The organism is Lysobacter soli (genome assembly GCF_003382285.1).
Classification (GTDB): Bacteria; Pseudomonadota; Gammaproteobacteria; order Xanthomonadales; family Xanthomonadaceae; genus Lysobacter_J; species Lysobacter_J soli.
In genome coordinates this window covers 210,533-227,668 of the sequence record NZ_QTJR01000001.1, presented here as the reverse complement: position 1 = coordinate 227,668, position 17,136 = coordinate 210,533, and the positions used below count along the sequence as shown (strand labels likewise).

Sequence of the window (17,136 nt, the reverse complement as noted above, 5' to 3'; positions counted from 1 at the left end):
GACAGGGGTGCATGATGCGCAGCTTGGCGGTCTCGACGTTGCTTGCGGCATGTGTGGTGGTCGCGCCTGAGGCGTTCGCACAGGAAGAGGGCGGCCGCTTCTACGGCGACCGCATCCTGCGCTGCGAATCCAAGGACGGCGAGGACAACATCTGCCCGGCCGACGTCCGCGGTGGCGTCCGCCTGCTGCGTACGCTGTCGCGCACCGATTGCGACGAGAACAAGACCTGGGGCGTGAGCGCGGCGGGCGTCTGGGTGAAGGACGGTTGCCGCGCCGATTTCGTGCTCGGCTACGGCGGCACCGTCGGCAGCGGCAGCGGTTCGCGCGTGATGCGCTGCGAATCCAAGGGCAACCGCTGGACGCATTGTCCGGCTGAAACGCGGGCCGGCGTCGAACTGGTGCGCCAGCTTTCGAAGAATCCCTGCATGCGCGGCCAGAACTGGGGCGCCGATGCGCGTGGCGTGTGGGTGTCGGGCGGTTGCCGGGCCGAGTTCCGCATGATGGTCGACGTCGCCAACGAAGCGCCGCGCGAGATCGTGCGCTGCGATTCGGTCGAGAAGCGCCCGCGCCATTGCCCAATCGATACCAAGGGCGGCGTGCGCGTGTTCCGCCAGCTCTCCCGCGCCGCCTGCATCGAAGGCCGCAGCTGGGGCGTGGACGACAACGGCATCTGGGTCGAGGACGGCTGCCGCGCCGAGTTCGAGATCCACCAGAAGCCGCAACCTTCCAACGGCTGAATAACCGCGGGCGGAACCGTTCCGGTGCGGTCCCCGTTAAGCCTCGCTGGTTAGTCTGAGAAAAAATCGCATCGCACGAAGGGGGCTTCGATGTTCGCGCATTCGCTCAAGGTACTTGGGTTCTTCTCCGTGATCGCCGCCGGCGTGCTGTCGGCGCAGGCCGCGCACGCGCAGGTCGACGCGCAGCGTTACGGTTCCGACCGGGCCGTTCGCTGCGACTCCAACGACAACCGGTTGCAGCGCTGCGCCGCCGATACGCGCGGCGGCGTGCGGCTGCTGCGGCAGGTATCGAAATCGTCCTGCGTCGAAGGCCGCAGCTGGGGCTACGACCGGACCGGCATCTGGGTCAACAACGGATGCCGCGCCGAGTTCGCACTCGGCGGTGGAGGTTGGGGCGGTGGCGGCGGTGGTGGCGACGGCCGCACCGTGCGCTGCGATTCCAACGACAACCGATACCAGCAGTGCGCCATCGACGGTCGCGACGCGCGACTGGTTCGTCAGTACTCCAAGTCGGCCTGCGTCGAAGGCCGCAGCTGGGGCGTCGGTCGCGGCTTCGTGTGGGTGAACAACGGCTGCCGCGCCGAGTTCGCCACCGGCTACGGTGGCGGGCACGGCGGCGGCTGGAATGGCGGTAACGGAGGCGGTCACGGCGGTGGCGGCTGGAACGGCGGCGGCCCCGCGCAGACGCTCTACTGCGGTTCCGACGACAACCGCCAGCGCCGCTGCAACGTCACCATCCGTCGCGACGCGCGGATGGTGCAGCAGAAGTCGAAGGCGGCGTGCATTGAAGGCCGCAGCTGGGGGTGGGATCGCGACGGCATCTGGGTGAGCAACGGCTGCCGCGCCGACTTCCAGGTGCGGTAAGCCCGCAGCATGACGGGTGCGGGAAGCGGGCGCGAGGGCCCGTTTCCCGACCTGAAACCTGCGGCCTGTAAACTGGCCGCATGAATACCAACGCCATCGATTTCGACCGCTACGACCGCATCCGTCCGATCCGCTGGACCGGGCAGGCCCTGGAACTGCTGGACCAGCGCAAGCTGCCGTTCGTGGTCGAGTACGTCACCTGCGCCGACAGCGATGCCGTCGCCGAGGCGATCCATGCGCTCACCGTCCGTGGCGCGCCGGCCATCGGCATCGCCGCGGCCTGGGGCGTGGTGCTCGCATCGCGCACGGTCGAGGCCAATGACGGCCGCGATGCCGCTGCCCGACTCGAACCGGCGCTTCAGCGCCTCAATGCCGCGCGTCCGACCGCGGTGAACCTGGCCTGGGCCCTGGCGCGCATGCGCCGCGCACTCGCCGCCGCCGGCGCGGACTGGCGTGAGGTGCTCGAACGCGAAGCGCAGGCCATCGCCGACGAAGACCTCGCGGCCAACCGCCGCATGGGCGCGCTCGGTGCCGCGCTGATTCCGCCGGGCAGCGGCGTGCTGACCCACTGCAACACCGGCTCGCTCGCGACCGCCGGCTTCGGCACCGCGCTTGGCGTGATTCGCGCCGGCGTGGCCGAAGGCCGCATCGACAAGGTGTTTGCCGGCGAAACCCGCCCGTGGCTGCAGGGCGCGCGCCTGACCGTGTGGGAACTGCAGCAGGACGGCATCTCGCCGACGCTGATCGCCGACTCCGCCGCCTCGCACCTGATGCGCTCCGGCGACGTGCAATGGGTGGTCGTCGGTGCCGACCGCATCTGCGCCAACGGCGACACCGCCAACAAGATCGGCACCTACCAGCTCGCGATCGCCGCACGCCACCACGGCCTGAAGTTCATGGTGGTCGCGCCGTCGTCCACGGTCGACATGGAAACCCCGTCCGGCGATGCGATCCACATCGAGGAACGCGACCCCGGCGAGCTGTTCGCCGTCGGTGGCGTGCGCACGGCGGCCGACGAGATCGGCGCCTGGAACCCCGTGTTCGACGTCACGCCGCACGAACTGATCGACGCCATCGTGACCGAGCGCGGCGTGATCGAGCGGCCGGACGAGGCGGCGATGAAGGCGGCATTCGGCTGACATTGCCGGCTCCGCTCCCGCCGGGAAGGAGCCGCAAGGAGCGGTCACCGCGACACCCTCCGCACGGCCGGTCGAGGATTCGGTGCGGCCGTCGCGCCGTGCCTGCACGCCTGTGCTGAACGATCCCGCGCAAATATCGCGGAAAACCCGCCGGATTCCCTCGCAAGTCATTGTTTCTGGCCGGGATTCGGGTGTCTCGAAACCCCGTTTCGTGCTATCATTTCCTGTCGATCCGACACCGCCCGCTGCGGACTGGAACGCCAGCCCGCAAGGGGTGTTTTGCGGCTGAAACATCGCGCTGATGGAACCTCCGGTTCGGGCGCGCGCAAACAAACAGACACGGAAACCCGATGGCCGAACTCGCCAAGGAAATCATCCCGGTAAACCTCGAAGACGAGATGCGCCGCAGCTACCTCGATTACGCGATGAGCGTGATCGTCGGGCGCGCGCTCCCGGACGCGCGCGACGGCCTCAAGCCGGTGCATCGCCGCGTGCTGTACGCGATGAACGAACTGGGCGCGCACAGCAACAAGCCGTACTACAAGTCGGCGCGTATCGTCGGTGACGTCATCGGTAAGTACCACCCGCACGGCGACACGGCCGTGTACGACACGCTGGTGCGCATGGCGCAGCCGTTCTCGCTGCGCTACATGCTGGTGGACGGCCAGGGCAACTTCGGCTCGATCGACGGCGACAACGCCGCGGCCATGCGATACACCGAGGCGCGCATGTCGCGCATCGCGCACGAGCTGATGGCCGACATCGACAAGGAAACCGTCGATTTCCAGCCCAACTACGACGAAAAGGAACTCGAGCCCACCGTCATGCCGACGCGTGTGCCGAACCTGCTGGTCAACGGTTCGGCCGGCATCGCGGTCGGCATGGCGACCAACATCCCGCCGCACAACCTGTCGGAAGTGATCGACGCGACGATCGCGCTGATCGACGAGCCGACCATCGACATCGACGGCCTGCTGCAGTACATCCCGGGCCCGGATTTCCCGACCGCCGGCATCATCAACGGCACCGCGGGCATCACCGCCGCGTACCGCACCGGTCGCGGCCGAGTGCGCATGCGTGCGCGCGCCGAAGTCGAAGTGGCCGACAACGGTCGCGAGGCGATCGTCGTCACCGAGATCCCGTACCAGGTCAACAAGGCCCGCCTGATCGAGAAGATCGCCGAGCTGGTCAAGGAAAAGAAGCTCGAAGGCATCAGCGAGCTGCGCGACGAGTCCGACAAGGACGGCATGCGCATCTACATCGAGGTCAAGCGCGGCGAGTCGGCGGAGGTCGTGCTCAACAACCTCTACCAGCAGACGCAGATGGAGTCGGTGTTCGGCATCAACATGGTCGCCATCGTCGACGGCCGGCCGAAGCTGCTGAACCTGAAGGAGCTGCTGGAAGTCTTCGTCAAGCATCGCCGCGAAGTCGTCACCCGCCGCACCATCTTCGAGCTGCGCAAGGCGCGCCAGCGTGCGCACATCCTGGAAGGCCTGACGGTCGCGCTCGCGAACATCGACGAGATGATCGAGCTGATCAAGACCTCGGCGAACCCGAACGAAGCGCGCGAACGCATGCTCGCCCGCACGTGGGAGCCGGGCCTGGTCGGTGCGCTGCTCGCCGCCGCCGGCAGCGATGCGTCGCGTCCGGAAGACCTGCCCAATGGCGTAGGCCTGATCGACGGCCGCTACCAGCTCACCGAGACGCAGGCGCAGCAGATCCTGGAAATGCGCCTGCATCGCCTCACCGGTCTGGAGCAGGACAAGCTCACCGACGAATACAAGCAGCTGCTGGAAACCATCCGCGGCCTGATCGAGATCCTCGAGGATCCGTCCGTGCTGCTGGAAGTGATCCGCACCGAACTGCGCAACGTCAAGGAAGAGTTCGGCGACGCGCGCCGCAGCGAGATCCGCGCGAGCGAGGAAGACCTCGACATCCTCGACCTCATCGCGCCGGAAGACGTGGTGGTGACGCTGTCGCATTCCGGTTACGCCAAGCGCCAGCCGGTCAGCGCGTATCGCGCGCAGAAGCGCGGCGGCAAGGGGCGCAACGCGGCCTCGACGAAGGACGAGGATTTCATCGACCACCTGTGGCTGGTGAACACGCACGACACGCTGCTGACCTTCACCAGCGCCGGTCGCGTGTTCTGGCTGCCGGTGCACCAGCTGCCCGACGCCGGCCCGAACGCGCGCGGCCGTCCGATCATCAACTGGATCCCGCTGGAAAACGGCGAGCAAGTCCAGGCCGTGCTGCCTGTGCGCGAGTACGAGGAAGGCCGCTACGTCTTCTTCGCCACGCGCAACGGCACGGTCAAGAAGACGCCGCTGACCGAGTTCGCCTTCCGCCTGCAGCGCGGCAAGATCGCGATCAACCTCGATGAGGGCGATGCGCTGGTCGATGTCGCGATGACCAATGGCGAATGCGACATCATGCTGTTCGCGAGCAACGGCAAGGCCGTCCGCTTCTCCGAGGACGCAGTGCGTTCGATGGGCCGCACCGCCACCGGCGTGCGCGGCATCCGCCTGGCCGAAGGCGAGGAGGGCGAGGAAGGCGACGACAACGGTGGCAAGAACACCAGCGGCGCTTACGTCGTGAGCCTCATCGTCGTCGAAGGCGATGGCGACATCCTCACCGCCAGCGAACGCGGCTACGGCAAGCGCACGGCGCTGGAGGAATACCCGCGCAAGGGCCGCGGCGGCCAGGGCGTGATCGCGCTCAAGACCACCGAGCGCAACGGCAAGCTGATCGGCGCGGTGCAGCTGTCCGACCACCACGACGTGCTGCTGATTTCCGACGGCGGCACGCTGGTGCGCACGCGCGCGGCGGAGATCTCGCAGGTCGGCCGCAACACGCAGGGCGTCACGCTGATGCGCCTGTCGGCAGAGGAAAGCCTGCAGACGATCGAACGCGTGGACGCCTCGCTCGACCAGGACGAGGAGAACGGCAGTGATGCGTCGATCGATGGCGCGTTGGCGGTCGCGGGTGAAGAGGCTTCGGCCGAGGCGTCGGGCGAAACGGATTCGCCGGCCGCGACCTGATCGATCCGACTATCGTGTCAACGAAAACGCCGCCTTCGGGCGGCGTTTTCGTTTATGGACGCGTGAGGGGGAAGCCGCCACTCAACCGCGTCGCGAGCCCGTCGATCAACCCAGCACCCGCACCTCATCCCCGCGACGCACCACGCCCGCCGAGCGCGGAATCAGGTGGCGCCCGAACGTCACGCCGGCATCGAAACGCCGATAGCCCGTCAGCGTCTTCAACGGCTGGCCGTCGTGCGACCGACGCCCGGTCGCCGGATCGATGTTGACGAAGTTGCAGCGCGTGCAGTCCTTCGCGACGTCGAACTCCATCTCGCCGATGGCGATGCGCGTCCACGCGTCCTCGGCGTGCGGCGCCTCCACGTCGACGACGAAATTCGGACGGAAGCGCGTCATCGAGACCGGCACGTCGAGCTGCGAGTTGAGCCGATCCAGCGAGCCGCGGCCCAGCAGCATGATCGGAAAACTGTCCGCGTAGCCGACGATGTCGCCTTCGCGCGCGAACGCCGGGTCGACCTGCCGTTGCACCGTGTCGTCCATGTAGACCAGTCGCACGGTCGTGCCGAGGTACCGGCTGAACCATTCGCCCGCTTCGGACGACGCGAACGTGGCGGCGACCGGCTTCTTCCAGATCTCGACGACCGAATGCTCCGACGGCACCGGAATCGCGACGTCCAACGTCGGCAATCCCGGTGCGTCGAGTGTCAGGCCGTCATCGCCGGGTCGCGCGCGGACGAGCGTGAGTTCGGGGAACTGGCGGCCGGTGATGAAGCGGCCGTCGCCGTCGACGATCATCCAGCGGCGGTCGCCGGCCAGTCCGCGTGCTTCGACGTGCGCCTCGTCCAGCGCCAGCGGCGCGCAGGATTTGACGGGATACAGGTACAGGTCGCTCAGCTTCATGGCGGGTCGGACGCGCGGGGACGCACCCATCGTGACCGCCGTGGCGAACGCGGTAAAGCGTCAGCGCCGCGGCAGGCGCCGCATCACTTCCGCCAGCACCACGTCGACCGGCAGCTGCGCCAGGTCCGGCACCTGCATCGCATCGAAGGCGCGCATGCGGATGCCAGTGCGTTCGACTGATGTGTGCGACCCGAACAGGGCGAGTCCCGGTACGCCGAGCGCCGCGGCCAGGTGCGTCGGCCCGGTGTCGTTGCCCACGACGAATGACGCGCGCCGCAGCACGCCGGCAAGGGCGAACCAGTCGAGGAATCCCTCCGGCGCGGTGAGCACGGTGGCCGGGAGGCTGCGGGCCAGTTCCAGTTCGTCCGGCCCCGGCACGACCACCACCGCGTGTCCGAGTTCGGCCAGGCGCCGGGCGAGTTCGGTGTGCCCAGGCCAGCGCTTGTGCACGTGCCGGGCGGCGCTGCCGGGGATCAGCACGATGTAGTTCGAAGGAACGCCGGCGGCGGCGAGGAGCCCGCTCGCATCGTCGGCCATCCAGCCCGGATCGGGCGCGTCCGCGTGGCGGACCCGGATGCCCGCCTGCGCCAGCATCCACGCATAGGCCAGCCTGTCCGGAGTGCCGCTGTCGGACGGATTCTGCTTGCGCAGCCAGTGCGAGGGCTCGGGCATGAGGCGCCGGTACAGCGCGGTGCGGTCGCTGCCCTGGAGGTCGTAGACGCGGTCGAAGCCGCGCTCGCGCAGGGTCCGCAGCAAGGCAAGGTTGCGCCCGAGCTGGAGCAGCGGCGCGCGCGGATCGGCGATCACCTCGTCCACGTGCGGGCAGCGCGACATCAGCCGCGTGTACGGCGACGAGGCGAGCAGGACGATGCGGCGGTCGCGATGGTGTTCGCGCAGGTCGCGCAGCGCGCCGTCCGCCTGGAGCAGGTCGCCGAACGCGCCGTGACGGATCACCAGCACCGGGTTGCGGGTCCGGACGTCGCGCTCCGACGCGGCAGCCGGTCTGGCCGGCAGGTCGGGTTCGGTGATGACAGGACGCGGTACGTCGCGCGGCATGCGTCAGGTCGGGTGGGACGATGCGGCCGATGATCGCACACGCCGTGTGACAACCCCGACAGGCGCATCGACCCGTTCGGCACGACGTTCGGCCGCGAAGTTTTCGTGGCCGAAATCTATACTCGGCGCACAACCGGGGAGACTGCATGAAGCGCGCATCGGAAGGATTCGTTCACGCCTGGCCGGGTCATGGCCGCGTGGTTCGTTGGTTCGCATTCCTCGCCATCGCCGCCGCGCTGCTGAGCGGCTGCAAGCGCGACGCGAACGGCCAGCTTCCCGCGCCGAGCGGCGAGGCGATCCAGGCGAAATCGCAGACGGTGCAGGGCTTCGCGCTCGTCGCCGCATACCCGGACCAGAAGGGCGACGAACAGCTCGCCATCGCGCTGGACTTCAGCAAGCCGCTGGTGGGCACGCAGTCCTTCGACGACCTGATCGCCGTGACCGACAAGGACGGCGCGGTCGTGAAAGGCAGCTGGGTGCTCTCCGACGACGCCAGGGTGCTGCGCTTCCCGCACGTGGAGGCGAGCAAGGACTACATCGTCGCGATCAAGGCCGGCCTCACCGCCGCGTCGGGCGATCGCCTCGCGCAACCGCTGCGCAAGGAGGTCTACACGGGGCCGCTCGATCCTGTGGTCGGCTTCGCCTCGCAGGGCAGCGTGCTTCCGGCGCGAGAGAGTCGCGGCCTGCCGGTGGTCTCGGTCAACGTGCCGGAAGTGGACGTCGAGTTCCTGCGCGTGCGCGAGAAGGAACTGCCGAAGTTCTTCGCCGAATACCAGCGCGGCGGTCGTCGCGGCAGCTGGGAACTGGCTAGCGAATACAGCGAGAAGACGCCGCTGGATCGTCTCGCCGAACCGGTCTACGTCAACCGCTTCGTCCTGGGCGGCAAACCCAACGAACGCGTGCTGACGTACCTGCCGGTGCAGGACATCAAGGAACTGCAGGAACCCGGCCTGTACTTCGCGGTGATGAAGCGCGCCGGGCAGTTCCAGGATCAGTACGAGACCGCCTTCTTTACCATCAGCGACCTCGGCCTTCACGTACGCGCGTACAAGGACACGATGTTCGTGCATACCGCGTCGCTGCAGTCGGGCGCGGCGGTACCGAACGTGGAGTTGCGCATTCTCGACTCGCGCGGCGAACCGGTGCTCAAGGCCGAAACCGACGGCAACGGCAACGCGCTGCTGAAGTACAAGCTCGATGCGGCGTACGTGCTGGTGGCGAGCAAGGGTCGCGACGTCTCGATGCTGCCGTTCAACCAGCCGGCGCTGGACCTGTCCGAGTTCGCGGTGAGCGGCGGCGAGCAGGCGTGGTTCGACGTGTTCGCGTGGTCCGGGCGCGATCTGTACCGCCCGGGCGAAACCGTGCGTTTGTCGGCGCTGCTGCGCGACCAGGACGGCAATCCGGTCGCGGCGAAAGCAGGGAAGACGTCACAGCCGGTGTTCCTGCGTTACGTGCAGCCCGACGGCAAGACATTCCTGGAAACGCGCCTGCAACCCGATGCACAAGGCTACGTGCGTCACGCGCAGGTCATTCCGGTGGATGCTGCGACCGGCCGCTGGCGCGTGGAATTCCGCACCGATCCCGGCAGCAAGGACGCCGTGCAGGGCATGACGTTGCGCGTGGAGGAGTTCCTGCCCGAGCGCCTCAAGCTCGACCTCGATGCGCAGCCCATGCTGAAGCCGGGCGAGCCGCTGCGGCTGCAGGTCGATGGCGCGTATCTGTACGGCGCACCCGCGTCGGGCAATCGTTTCACGGCGAAACTGGCCGTGGCGGTCGAGCAGCATCCGCTGGAACAGCTGCCGGGCTGGTTCTTCGGCGATCCCACGCTGTCGTTGCCGAAGGAAGCGTCGGACGTCGTCGACACCGAGCTCGACGAACAGGGCAAGCTCGAACAGGACATCGCGCTTCCCGAGGAAGCCAAGCCGACGAGCACCATCGCCGCGATCGTCACCGGCAGCGTGTACGAAACCGGCGGGCGCAGCGTCAATCGCAGCCTCAAGCGCGTGCTGTGGCCGGCCGATGCGATCGTCGGCGTGCGCCCGCTGTTCGACGACAAGGAAGGTGCCGACGCGAACACCACGCTCGGATTCGAGATCGGCCGTTACGGCAGCGACGCGCAGCCGCGCCCGGCCAATGCGCTGCGCGTGACGCTGGTGCGCGAGCATCGCGACTATCACTGGAACCACCGCGACGACGGCTGGGATTACGACTTCACCCGCCGTTATGAAGACATCGAGACGAAGACCGTCGACGTGGGCGGCGGATCGGCGCGCGTCGATGTCCCGGTCGAGTGGGGCGACTACCGCCTCGACGTGTTCGACCCGGCGACGAAACTGACGACGCGTTATCCGTTTACCGCAGGGTGGAGCTGGAACGACGAGAACCGCGGCCTGGATGCGCGCCCGGACAAGGTCAAGCTCGCGCTCGACAAGACCTCGTACCGCGCCGGCGAGACGCTGAAGGTGACGCTGACGCCGCCGCACGCCGGCAAGGGCCTGCTGATGGTCGAGACCGACCGCATGCTCTACGTACAGGACATCGATGCCAAGGCCGGCAGCACGTTCGAAATCCCGGTGACGAAGGACTGGGAACGCCACGACGTCTACGTCACCGCGCTGGTGTTCCGCGGCGGCAGCGCGCCCAGCAAGATCACGCCGGCGCGCGCGGTGGGCGTGGCGTTCGTGCCGATGGATCGTCGCGATCGCAAGGTTGCCGTCGGCCTGTCCGTGCCGAAGCAGATGCAGCCCGAACGCGACCTGCCGGTAACGGTGAGCGCGCCGCAGCTGGCCGGGCAGGACGCGTTCGTGACCGTCTCGGCGGTGGACGTGGGCATCCTCAACATCACGCGCTTCCCCGTGCCCGACGCCGCGGCGCATTTCTTCGCGCAGCGTCGCCTGGGCGTGGACGCATACGACGTCTACGGCCGCGTGATCGAAAGTTTCGAAGGCAGCATGGCGAAGATCCGCTTCGGCGGCGACATGGCGCTGGCTGCGCTGCCGCAGGCGCGGCGTCCGACGGCGAAGGTCCAGACCGTCGACCTGTTCGCCGGTCCGGTGAAGCTCGACGCGAAGGGCAACGCGCGCGTGCGCCTGCCGGTGCCGGACTTCAACGGCACGCTGCGGGTCTCCGCGCTCGTGTATTCGGCCAGCAAGTACGGCAGCCGTGCGGCGGAGATTATCGTGCGCGCGCCGGTGCTGGCCGAAGCCAGCCTGCCGCGCGTGCTGGCGCCGGGCGACAAGAGCAACGTCACGCTGGACGTGCAGAACTTCACCGGCCGCGCCGGCACGTTCAAGGTGCAGGTGACGGGCGAGGGGCCGATCGCGATCGCCGATGGCACGCGCACCGCGCAGCTCGCGTCCGAGGCGAAGACCACCTACACCTTCCCGCTGCAGGCACGTCCGGGCATGACGGTCGCGCAGGTCCGCGTACGCGTGGACGGAAACGGCGTGAAGGTCGATCGCCGCTACGACCTGCCGGTGCGCCCGGCATGGCCGTCGGTCGTGCGCGCGCGGACGAAGGTACTCGATTCGCTGGGGCAGATCGCGCTGGACCAGGCGCTTGCCGAAGGCCTGATGCCCGAATCGGTCAACGCACGCCTGACGGTCGGCGCGTTGCCGCCGATCCCGTTCGCCACGGCATTGCAGGGCGCGCTCGAGTATCCCTACGGCTGCGCCGAGCAGACGACCAGCAAGGGTTTCGCCGCGCTCGAACTCGACGATGCGACGGCGAAGATGCTCGGCACGACGGGCCTGGACGCAGCGAAGCGTCGGGCGCGGATGGAAGGCGCGTTCGGGCGTCTGGCCGCGATGCAGATCGGCTCGGGCCACTTCTCGATGTGGGGCGACGGCGACTACGTCAATCCGCTGATCACGCCCTACGTCGTGGAGTTCCTGCTCGACGCGCGCGATGCCGGCTTCGCCGTGCCCGACGCGATGCTGCAGAAGGCGCTGAAGGTGCTCAACGAGGATCTGCTCTCCGGCGGCGCGCCGTTCTTCGGCTACGACCGTCGAGAACACCTCAAGTTCGCCTACCAGGCCTACGCCGGCTACGCGCTCGCACGCGTCAACCGCGCGCCGCTGGGCACGCTGCGCGCGCTGTACGACAACGAACGCAAGAACAGTCTGACCGGCCTCCCGCTGGTGCATCTGGGCATCGCGCTGTCGCTGCAGGGCGACAAGACGCGCGGTGCGAAGGCGATTGCCGAGGGTTTCGCGCGCGATGCGGCCGATCGGCCGGATTACCTCGGCGATTACGGCAGCCGCCTGCGCGACGATGCGCTGATGATCGCGCTGGTGCACGAGCACAAGCTCGACCGGCCGGAGTTCGATGCGCGTTCGGTGGCGCTGGGCAAGGAGCTCGACGCGCGGCGCAATGATGGTTGGCTGTGGCTGAGCACGCAGGAGCAGGTCGCCATCGCGCGCCTGGGCAAGGCGCTCATGGCCGACCAGGGCAAGCAGGTCTCGGGCGAATGGAAGGTCGGCGACGCGACCAGCGCGGCCGGTCGGGCGCGCCTGGTGGGGAAGCTGTTCGACGCCGCGGCCATCGCGCGCGGCGTGAGCTTCACGCCCGAGGGCGAGCCGCCGCTGTACGCGAGCTTCGAAGTCGCCGGCGTGCCACGCAGCGCACCGGCGCCGGACAAATCGGTCATCGACATCGACCGCAAGTACTACTCGACCGACGGACAGCCCTGGACCGGCGGCACGCTGGCCGAAGGCGAAGCGCTGATCGTGCAGGTGAACGTGCGCGCGAGCAGGCCAATGCCCGACGCGCTGCTCACCGACCTGCTGCCGGCAGGGCTGGAGATCGAGAACTTCAACCTCGGCGACGGCAAGCAGTGGGCAGGCGTGGTGATCGACGGAATCGAGCTGAGCGACCGCGACGATGCGGCCGAAGTCCGCCACGAGGAGTTCCGCGACGACCGCTACGTGGCGGCGCTCAAGCTAGACGTCGGCGATACCGCGCGCGTGTTCTACCTCGTGCGCGCGGTGACGCCGGGCACGTACACGGTGCCGCCGTCGCTCGTGGAGGACATGTACCGGCCGGACCTGCGCGGCGTCGGCAAGGTGGCGCCGTCGGTGATCACGGTGACGCAGCCGGGAGGGAAGTGAGGTTCGACGTGGTGTTGCAGGACTTTGCCCGCCACCCGAAGGCCGTCATCCCGGCGAAGGCCGGGATCCAAGCTGGGTGCGTGTCCGTTTGCCATCGCGTCGCTTTCGGAGCGCGTGACAGCCTGGATCCCGGCTTTCGCCGGGATGACGGCTCTGGAAGGTGTAACGGCGACGGGCAGGCTGACGCGTGACTGAGACCCGCACTCCTGCGAAGCATTCGTCGAAGCGCCGCCGCGCCGCGCTGAAGTCGCTCCTCGGCGCGCAGCTGCTGCTCATCGCGGCGATGCTCGCCGACCTCGCGTTCCCGCTGCCGCTTCCGGACGCGCGCGACCGCGGCGCCGTCGTCACCGCCGCCGACGGCACGCCGCTGCGCGCGTTCGCCGACACCGGCGGCATCTGGCGCTATGCGATCGAGCCGGAGCACGTGTCGCCGCTGTACGTGCAGGCGCTGCTGACCTACGAGGACCGCTGGTTCTGGCGGCATCCGGGCATCAATCCCGTGGCGATGCTGCGTGCGGCCGGGCAATGGGCGCGCAGCGGGCGCGTCGTGTCCGGCGGCTCGACGCTGACGATGCAGGTCGCGCGCATCCTCGATTCGAGGCAGGAGGCACGCGCGTCGAACCAGCGCACGCCCGGTCGCAAACTGCGGCAGATGTTGCGCGCGTTGCAACTGGAAGTGCATCTGTCCAAGCGCGAGATCCTCTCGCTTTACCTCAACCACGCACCGTTCGGCGGCACGGTCGAAGGTGTGGAAGCGGCGAGCTGGGCGTATCTCGGGAAACCGTCCTCGCGCCTGTCGCACGCCGAAGCCGCGCTGCTCGCCGTGCTGCCGCAGTCGCCCAGCCGCCTTCGTCCCGACCGCGAACCCGAGCGCGCCCGCGTCGCGCGCGACAAGGTGCTCGCGCGCATGCAGCAGATGCAGGTGTGGACGCCCGCGCAGGTGACGGACGCGCGCGTGGAGCCGGTCGTCGCGCGATCGCTGCAGCCACCGCGCTACGCGCCGCTGCTGGCGCAGCGCCTTCGCTTCGAACAACCGGACGCGGTGCGCATCGCGTCCACGCTCGACCTCGATCTGCAGCGCACGCTCGAAGACCGCGTCGCGGCGTATTTCTCGCAACTGCCCGAACGCACGTCCGCCGCGCTGCTGGTGGTCGACAACGCCACGCTCGAAGCGCGTGCCTATGTCGGCTCGCTCGCGTTTGCCGACGCCGCGCGCGTTGGTCATGTCGACATGGTGAAGGCGTGGCGTTCGCCCGGTTCGACGCTCAAGCCGTTCCTGTACGGCCTGGCGCTCGATGACGGGCTGATCCATTCCGAGAGCCTGCTGGTCGATGCGCCGCAGGCGTTCGGCGATTACCGGCCGGGCAATTTCGACGCGGCGTTCAACGGTCCCGTCGGCGCTGCGCAGGCGTTGCGTTTGTCGCTCAACGTGCCGGCGGTGGATCTGCTCGACCGCGTCGGTCCGTCGCGCTTTTCCGCGCGGCTCGCGCATGCGGGCATCCGACTGCAGTGGCCGCCCGGCGCGACGCCGAACCTGTCGATGATCCTCGGCGGCACCGGCGCGCGACTGGAGGATCTGGTCGGCGCGTATGCCGCGCTCAATCGCGACGGCGTCGCCGGTCGCGTCCGCTACACGCGCGATGCGCCGCGCGTGGATCGGCGCCTGCTGTCGCCCGGCGCAGCGTGGATCGTGCGCGAGATGCTCGAAGCCAATCCGCGCCCCGGCAGCGCGGCCGACACGTTCGATCCGCGCGGCCGGCCGCGCGTGGCGTGGAAGACCGGAACCAGTTTCGGTTTCCGCGACGCCTGGGCGCTGGGTGGCACGCGGCGCTACACGGTCGGGGTGTGGGTCGGCCGTCCCGACGGCACGCCGCTGCCCGGCCAGTACGGCGCGATCACCGCGCTGCCGCTGATGTTCGAAGTGATCGACAGCCTGCCGCGGCAGCGCGCCGACGCCGCGCCGCGTCCGCCGCCGGCCAGCGTAGCGACGCTCGACATCTGCTGGCCGCTCGGCCTTCCGCCCGATCCCGAGGCACCACAGCTGTGCCGTCAGCGACGCGAGGCCTGGACGCTCGACGGCTCGGTGCCGCCGACCTTCGCCGAACGCGACGCGCGCCTGTGGAGTGCGGGCGTGGAGCGGTTCGATGTCGACGCGCGCACCGGCCTGCGGTTGTCGGCCGATTGCAGCGCGACTCACGTGCGTGAGTCGCGCGAGATCGCCCGCTGGCCGGCGCTCGCCTCGCCATGGCTGTCGAGCGCGGCGCGTGCGGCGGCGCGTTTGCCGCGGCTATCGCCCGACTGTGTCGCCGACGGACGCGATGCGGTGCAGGAGCTGCGCATCGAAGGTCTGAACGATCGTGCGACGCTCGCGCCTGCGCCCGGTGGCGCGCAGGCGGTGCGGTTGTCGCTGCGCGCGCTCGGCGGCGATGCGCGCGTGCGCTGGCTGCTCGACGGCCGGCTCATCGGCGAATCCGTGGGCGAGGGCGCGTTCGTCCACGATTTCGAGCAGCCCGGCGAGCACACGCTGACGGCGCTGGCCGACAGCGGGGCGTGGTCGAGTCTGGGATTCCGCCTTCAGGCGGGAAGCGAGTGAGCCGGGAAGAAGCGAGAGCGCACGCTTCCTCCCGACAGGATTACAGGTGCTTGAGCTGCTCGAGCACATGCTCGGCGGAGGACACGCGGAACTCGCCCGGCGCTTCGACGTTGAGCAGCTTCACCACGCCGTCGTCGGCGTACAGCGCGAAGCGCTTGGCGCGACGGCCCATGCCGTAGGCGCTCGCATCGAGTTCCAGGCCGAGCGCGCGCGCGAAGTCGCCATTGCCGTCGGCCAGCATCATCAGGCCGTCCGGCACGTTCTGGCTTTCGCCCCACGCCTGCATCACGAACGGGTCGTTGACCGCCACGCATGCGACTTCGATGCCGCGGCTGCGGAATTCGTCGAAATGCTCCACGAAGCCGGGCAGGTGCTTTTCCGAACAGGTCGGCGTGAACGCGCCGGGCACCGCGAACAGCACGATCCGGCGGCCGTCGAACAGGGCGTTGGTATCGACCGTTTCCACCCCCTCGCGAATGCGCTGCAGCGGGACTTCGGGGATGCGTTCGCCGATCTGGATCGTCATGGCGGTTCCTGTGCGGAGGTGCGGAAGATCGCCCGATTCTAGACCCTGCGCCGGGAAACCCCGCGTCAACGCATGCTTGAAAGCCCGCGCGCGTGCGCCTATTTCAAAGGGTTACCGCCATTCGCGGCTCCGTGGATCCCTCGCGACCTCGGCTTCGCCGCGATTGCGCTAACCTCCCGCCTTCGCGGCCATGCCGCGGGCAGCCTTTACGGGACGGACGATCGATGCAGTTCAAGGATTACTACGAAACCCTGGGCGTTGAGCCCGGTGCGGGCGACGCCGAAATCAAGACGGCGTACCGCCGGCTCGCGCGCAAGTACCATCCCGACGTCAGCAAAGAAGCCGGCGCCGAAGAGAAGTTCAAGGCGGTGAACGAAGCGTACGAGGCGTTGCGCGATCCGCAGAAGCGCGCGGCCTACGATCAGCTGCGCGCGCGCGGCTATCGTCCGGGCGACGACGTGCAGCCTCCGCCGGGCGGGTTCGGCGGCAACGGCTACGGCAGCCCCGACTTCGAGGAGATCTTCGCCGGCGGTGGCGCGGGCGGCGGATTTTCCGACTTCTTCGAAAGCCTGTTCGGTCGAGGCGGCTTCGGCCAGCAGCGTGGCGCCGGCCCGCAGCCGCGCGGCGATTCGCGCGCCAAGCTCGCCGTGTCGCTGGAGACGGTGTACGAAGGCGGCACGGTGCGCATCTCGGTCAACAACCGCACGCTCGACGTGCGCGTGCCCAAGGGCATCCGGCCGGGGCAGGTGATCCGGCTGGCCGGGCAGGGTGCGCACGGCGACCTCCTGCTGGAGATCGAGTACGCCGCCAACCCGCAGTTCGAAGTGGACGGTCGCAACGTGATCCACGTGCTGCCGATCGCACCGTGGGAAGCGGCGCTGGGCGCGACGGTCAGCGTGCCGACGCTCGGTGGCCCGGTGGAACTCAAGATCCCAGCCAATTCGGAAGCCGGCCGCAAGCTGCGCCTGCGCGGCCGCGGCCTGCCGAACGACCCGACCGGCAGGCAGCCGCCGGGCGACCAGATCGTGGAGCTGGAAGTCCTCGCACCGCGCGCCAACACCGAGGCGGAACGCGAGGCGTACGAGCAGCTGCGCGACGCATTCGGCGACGACTGGCGGCGCGCCTGACGGGACGTCCCGGCGTGGAAACGAGAAAGGCGCCTTGCGGCGCCTTTG

General features: G+C 68.8%; 10 protein-coding genes. 7 read left to right on the top strand and 3 right to left on the bottom strand.

Going from position 1 to position 17,136, the window contains the following annotated elements; genetic code table 11:
• Nucleotides 1–11 precede the first annotated feature (11 nt).
• The 4 genes from DX912_RS00970 to gyrA all read left to right on the top strand — a co-directional run bounded on the left by DX912_RS00970 (nt 12) and on the right by gyrA (nt 5,778).
• Nucleotides 12–737, top strand: a complete 726-nt coding sequence (locus DX912_RS00970) for a DUF3011 domain-containing protein (protein WP_115840595.1) — start codon at nt 12–14, stop codon at nt 735–737.
• Between the two features lie 90 nt (nt 738–827).
• Complete coding sequence (locus DX912_RS00965) at nt 828–1,601, top strand: DUF3011 domain-containing protein (protein ID WP_115840594.1); 774 nt, start codon at nt 828–830, stop codon at nt 1,599–1,601.
• A gap of 80 nt (nt 1,602–1,681) precedes the next feature.
• A complete protein-coding gene (gene mtnA, locus DX912_RS00960) occupies nt 1,682–2,740 on the top strand; it encodes an S-methyl-5-thioribose-1-phosphate isomerase (RefSeq protein ID WP_115840593.1) in 1,059 nt (352 codons plus the stop codon).
• Nucleotides 2,741–3,090: 350 nt separating this feature from the next.
• Nucleotides 3,091–5,778, top strand: coding sequence for a DNA gyrase subunit A (gene gyrA, locus DX912_RS00955; protein ID WP_115840592.1), 2,688 nt, complete (start codon nt 3,091–3,093; stop codon nt 5,776–5,778).
• A 105-nt stretch (nt 5,779–5,883) separates the two neighbouring features.
• Here the strand turns inward: gyrA and DX912_RS00950 are convergent, their stop codons facing one another.
• Nucleotides 5,884–6,678, bottom strand: coding sequence for an MOSC domain-containing protein (locus DX912_RS00950; RefSeq protein ID WP_115840591.1), 795 nt, complete (start codon nt 6,676–6,678; stop codon nt 5,884–5,886).
• 60 nt (nt 6,679–6,738) lie between these two features.
• Nucleotides 6,739–7,734: a glycosyltransferase family 9 protein gene (locus DX912_RS00945; protein ID WP_115840590.1), complete on the bottom strand. Its 996-nt coding sequence runs from the start codon at nt 7,732–7,734 to the stop codon at nt 6,739–6,741.
• 146 nt (nt 7,735–7,880) lie between these two features.
• On the opposite strand from DX912_RS00945, the gene DX912_RS00940 reads away from it, so the two are divergent.
• A complete protein-coding gene (locus DX912_RS00940; RefSeq protein ID WP_115840589.1) occupies nt 7,881–12,842 on the top strand; it encodes an alpha-2-macroglobulin family protein in 4,962 nt (1,653 codons plus the stop codon).
• 187 nt (nt 12,843–13,029) lie between these two features.
• Nucleotides 13,030–15,435: a penicillin-binding protein 1C gene (gene pbpC, locus DX912_RS00930; RefSeq protein ID WP_425477868.1), complete on the top strand. Its 2,406-nt coding sequence runs from the start codon at nt 13,030–13,032 to the stop codon at nt 15,433–15,435.
• Between the two features lie 40 nt (nt 15,436–15,475).
• Here pbpC and DX912_RS00925 read toward each other — a convergent pair whose 3' ends face one another.
• Nucleotides 15,476–15,961, bottom strand: a complete 486-nt coding sequence (locus tag DX912_RS00925; protein ID WP_115840587.1) for a peroxiredoxin — start codon at nt 15,959–15,961, stop codon at nt 15,476–15,478.
• A gap of 224 nt (nt 15,962–16,185) precedes the next feature.
• On the opposite strand from DX912_RS00925, the gene DX912_RS00920 reads away from it, so the two are divergent.
• The gene (locus tag DX912_RS00920; RefSeq protein ID WP_115840586.1) at nt 16,186–17,088 is read left to right on the top strand and encodes a DnaJ C-terminal domain-containing protein; all 903 of its coding nucleotides are present in this window, start codon (nt 16,186–16,188) and stop codon (nt 17,086–17,088) included.
• Nucleotides 17,089–17,136 lie beyond the last annotated feature (48 nt).

Coding starts and splice junctions, on each gene's coding strand:
- DX912_RS00950 (WP_115840591.1), bottom strand. CDS start 6,678: ATGAAGCTGAGCGACCTGTACCTGTATCCCGTCAAATCCTGCGCGCCG.
- DX912_RS00965 (WP_115840594.1), top strand. CDS start 828: ATGTTCGCGCATTCGCTCAAGGTACTTGGGTTCTTCTCCGTGATCGCC.
- DX912_RS00925 (WP_115840587.1), bottom strand. CDS start 15,961: ATGACGATCCAGATCGGCGAACGCATCCCCGAAGTCCCGCTGCAGCGC.
- mtnA (WP_115840593.1), top strand. CDS start 1,682: ATGAATACCAACGCCATCGATTTCGACCGCTACGACCGCATCCGTCCG.
- DX912_RS00945 (WP_115840590.1), bottom strand. CDS start 7,734: ATGCCGCGCGACGTACCGCGTCCTGTCATCACCGAACCCGACCTGCCG.
- DX912_RS00920 (WP_115840586.1), top strand. CDS start 16,186: ATGCAGTTCAAGGATTACTACGAAACCCTGGGCGTTGAGCCCGGTGCG.
- DX912_RS00940 (WP_115840589.1), top strand. CDS start 7,881: ATGAAGCGCGCATCGGAAGGATTCGTTCACGCCTGGCCGGGTCATGGC.
- gyrA (WP_115840592.1), top strand. CDS start 3,091: ATGGCCGAACTCGCCAAGGAAATCATCCCGGTAAACCTCGAAGACGAG.
- DX912_RS00970 (WP_115840595.1), top strand. CDS start 12: ATGATGCGCAGCTTGGCGGTCTCGACGTTGCTTGCGGCATGTGTGGTG.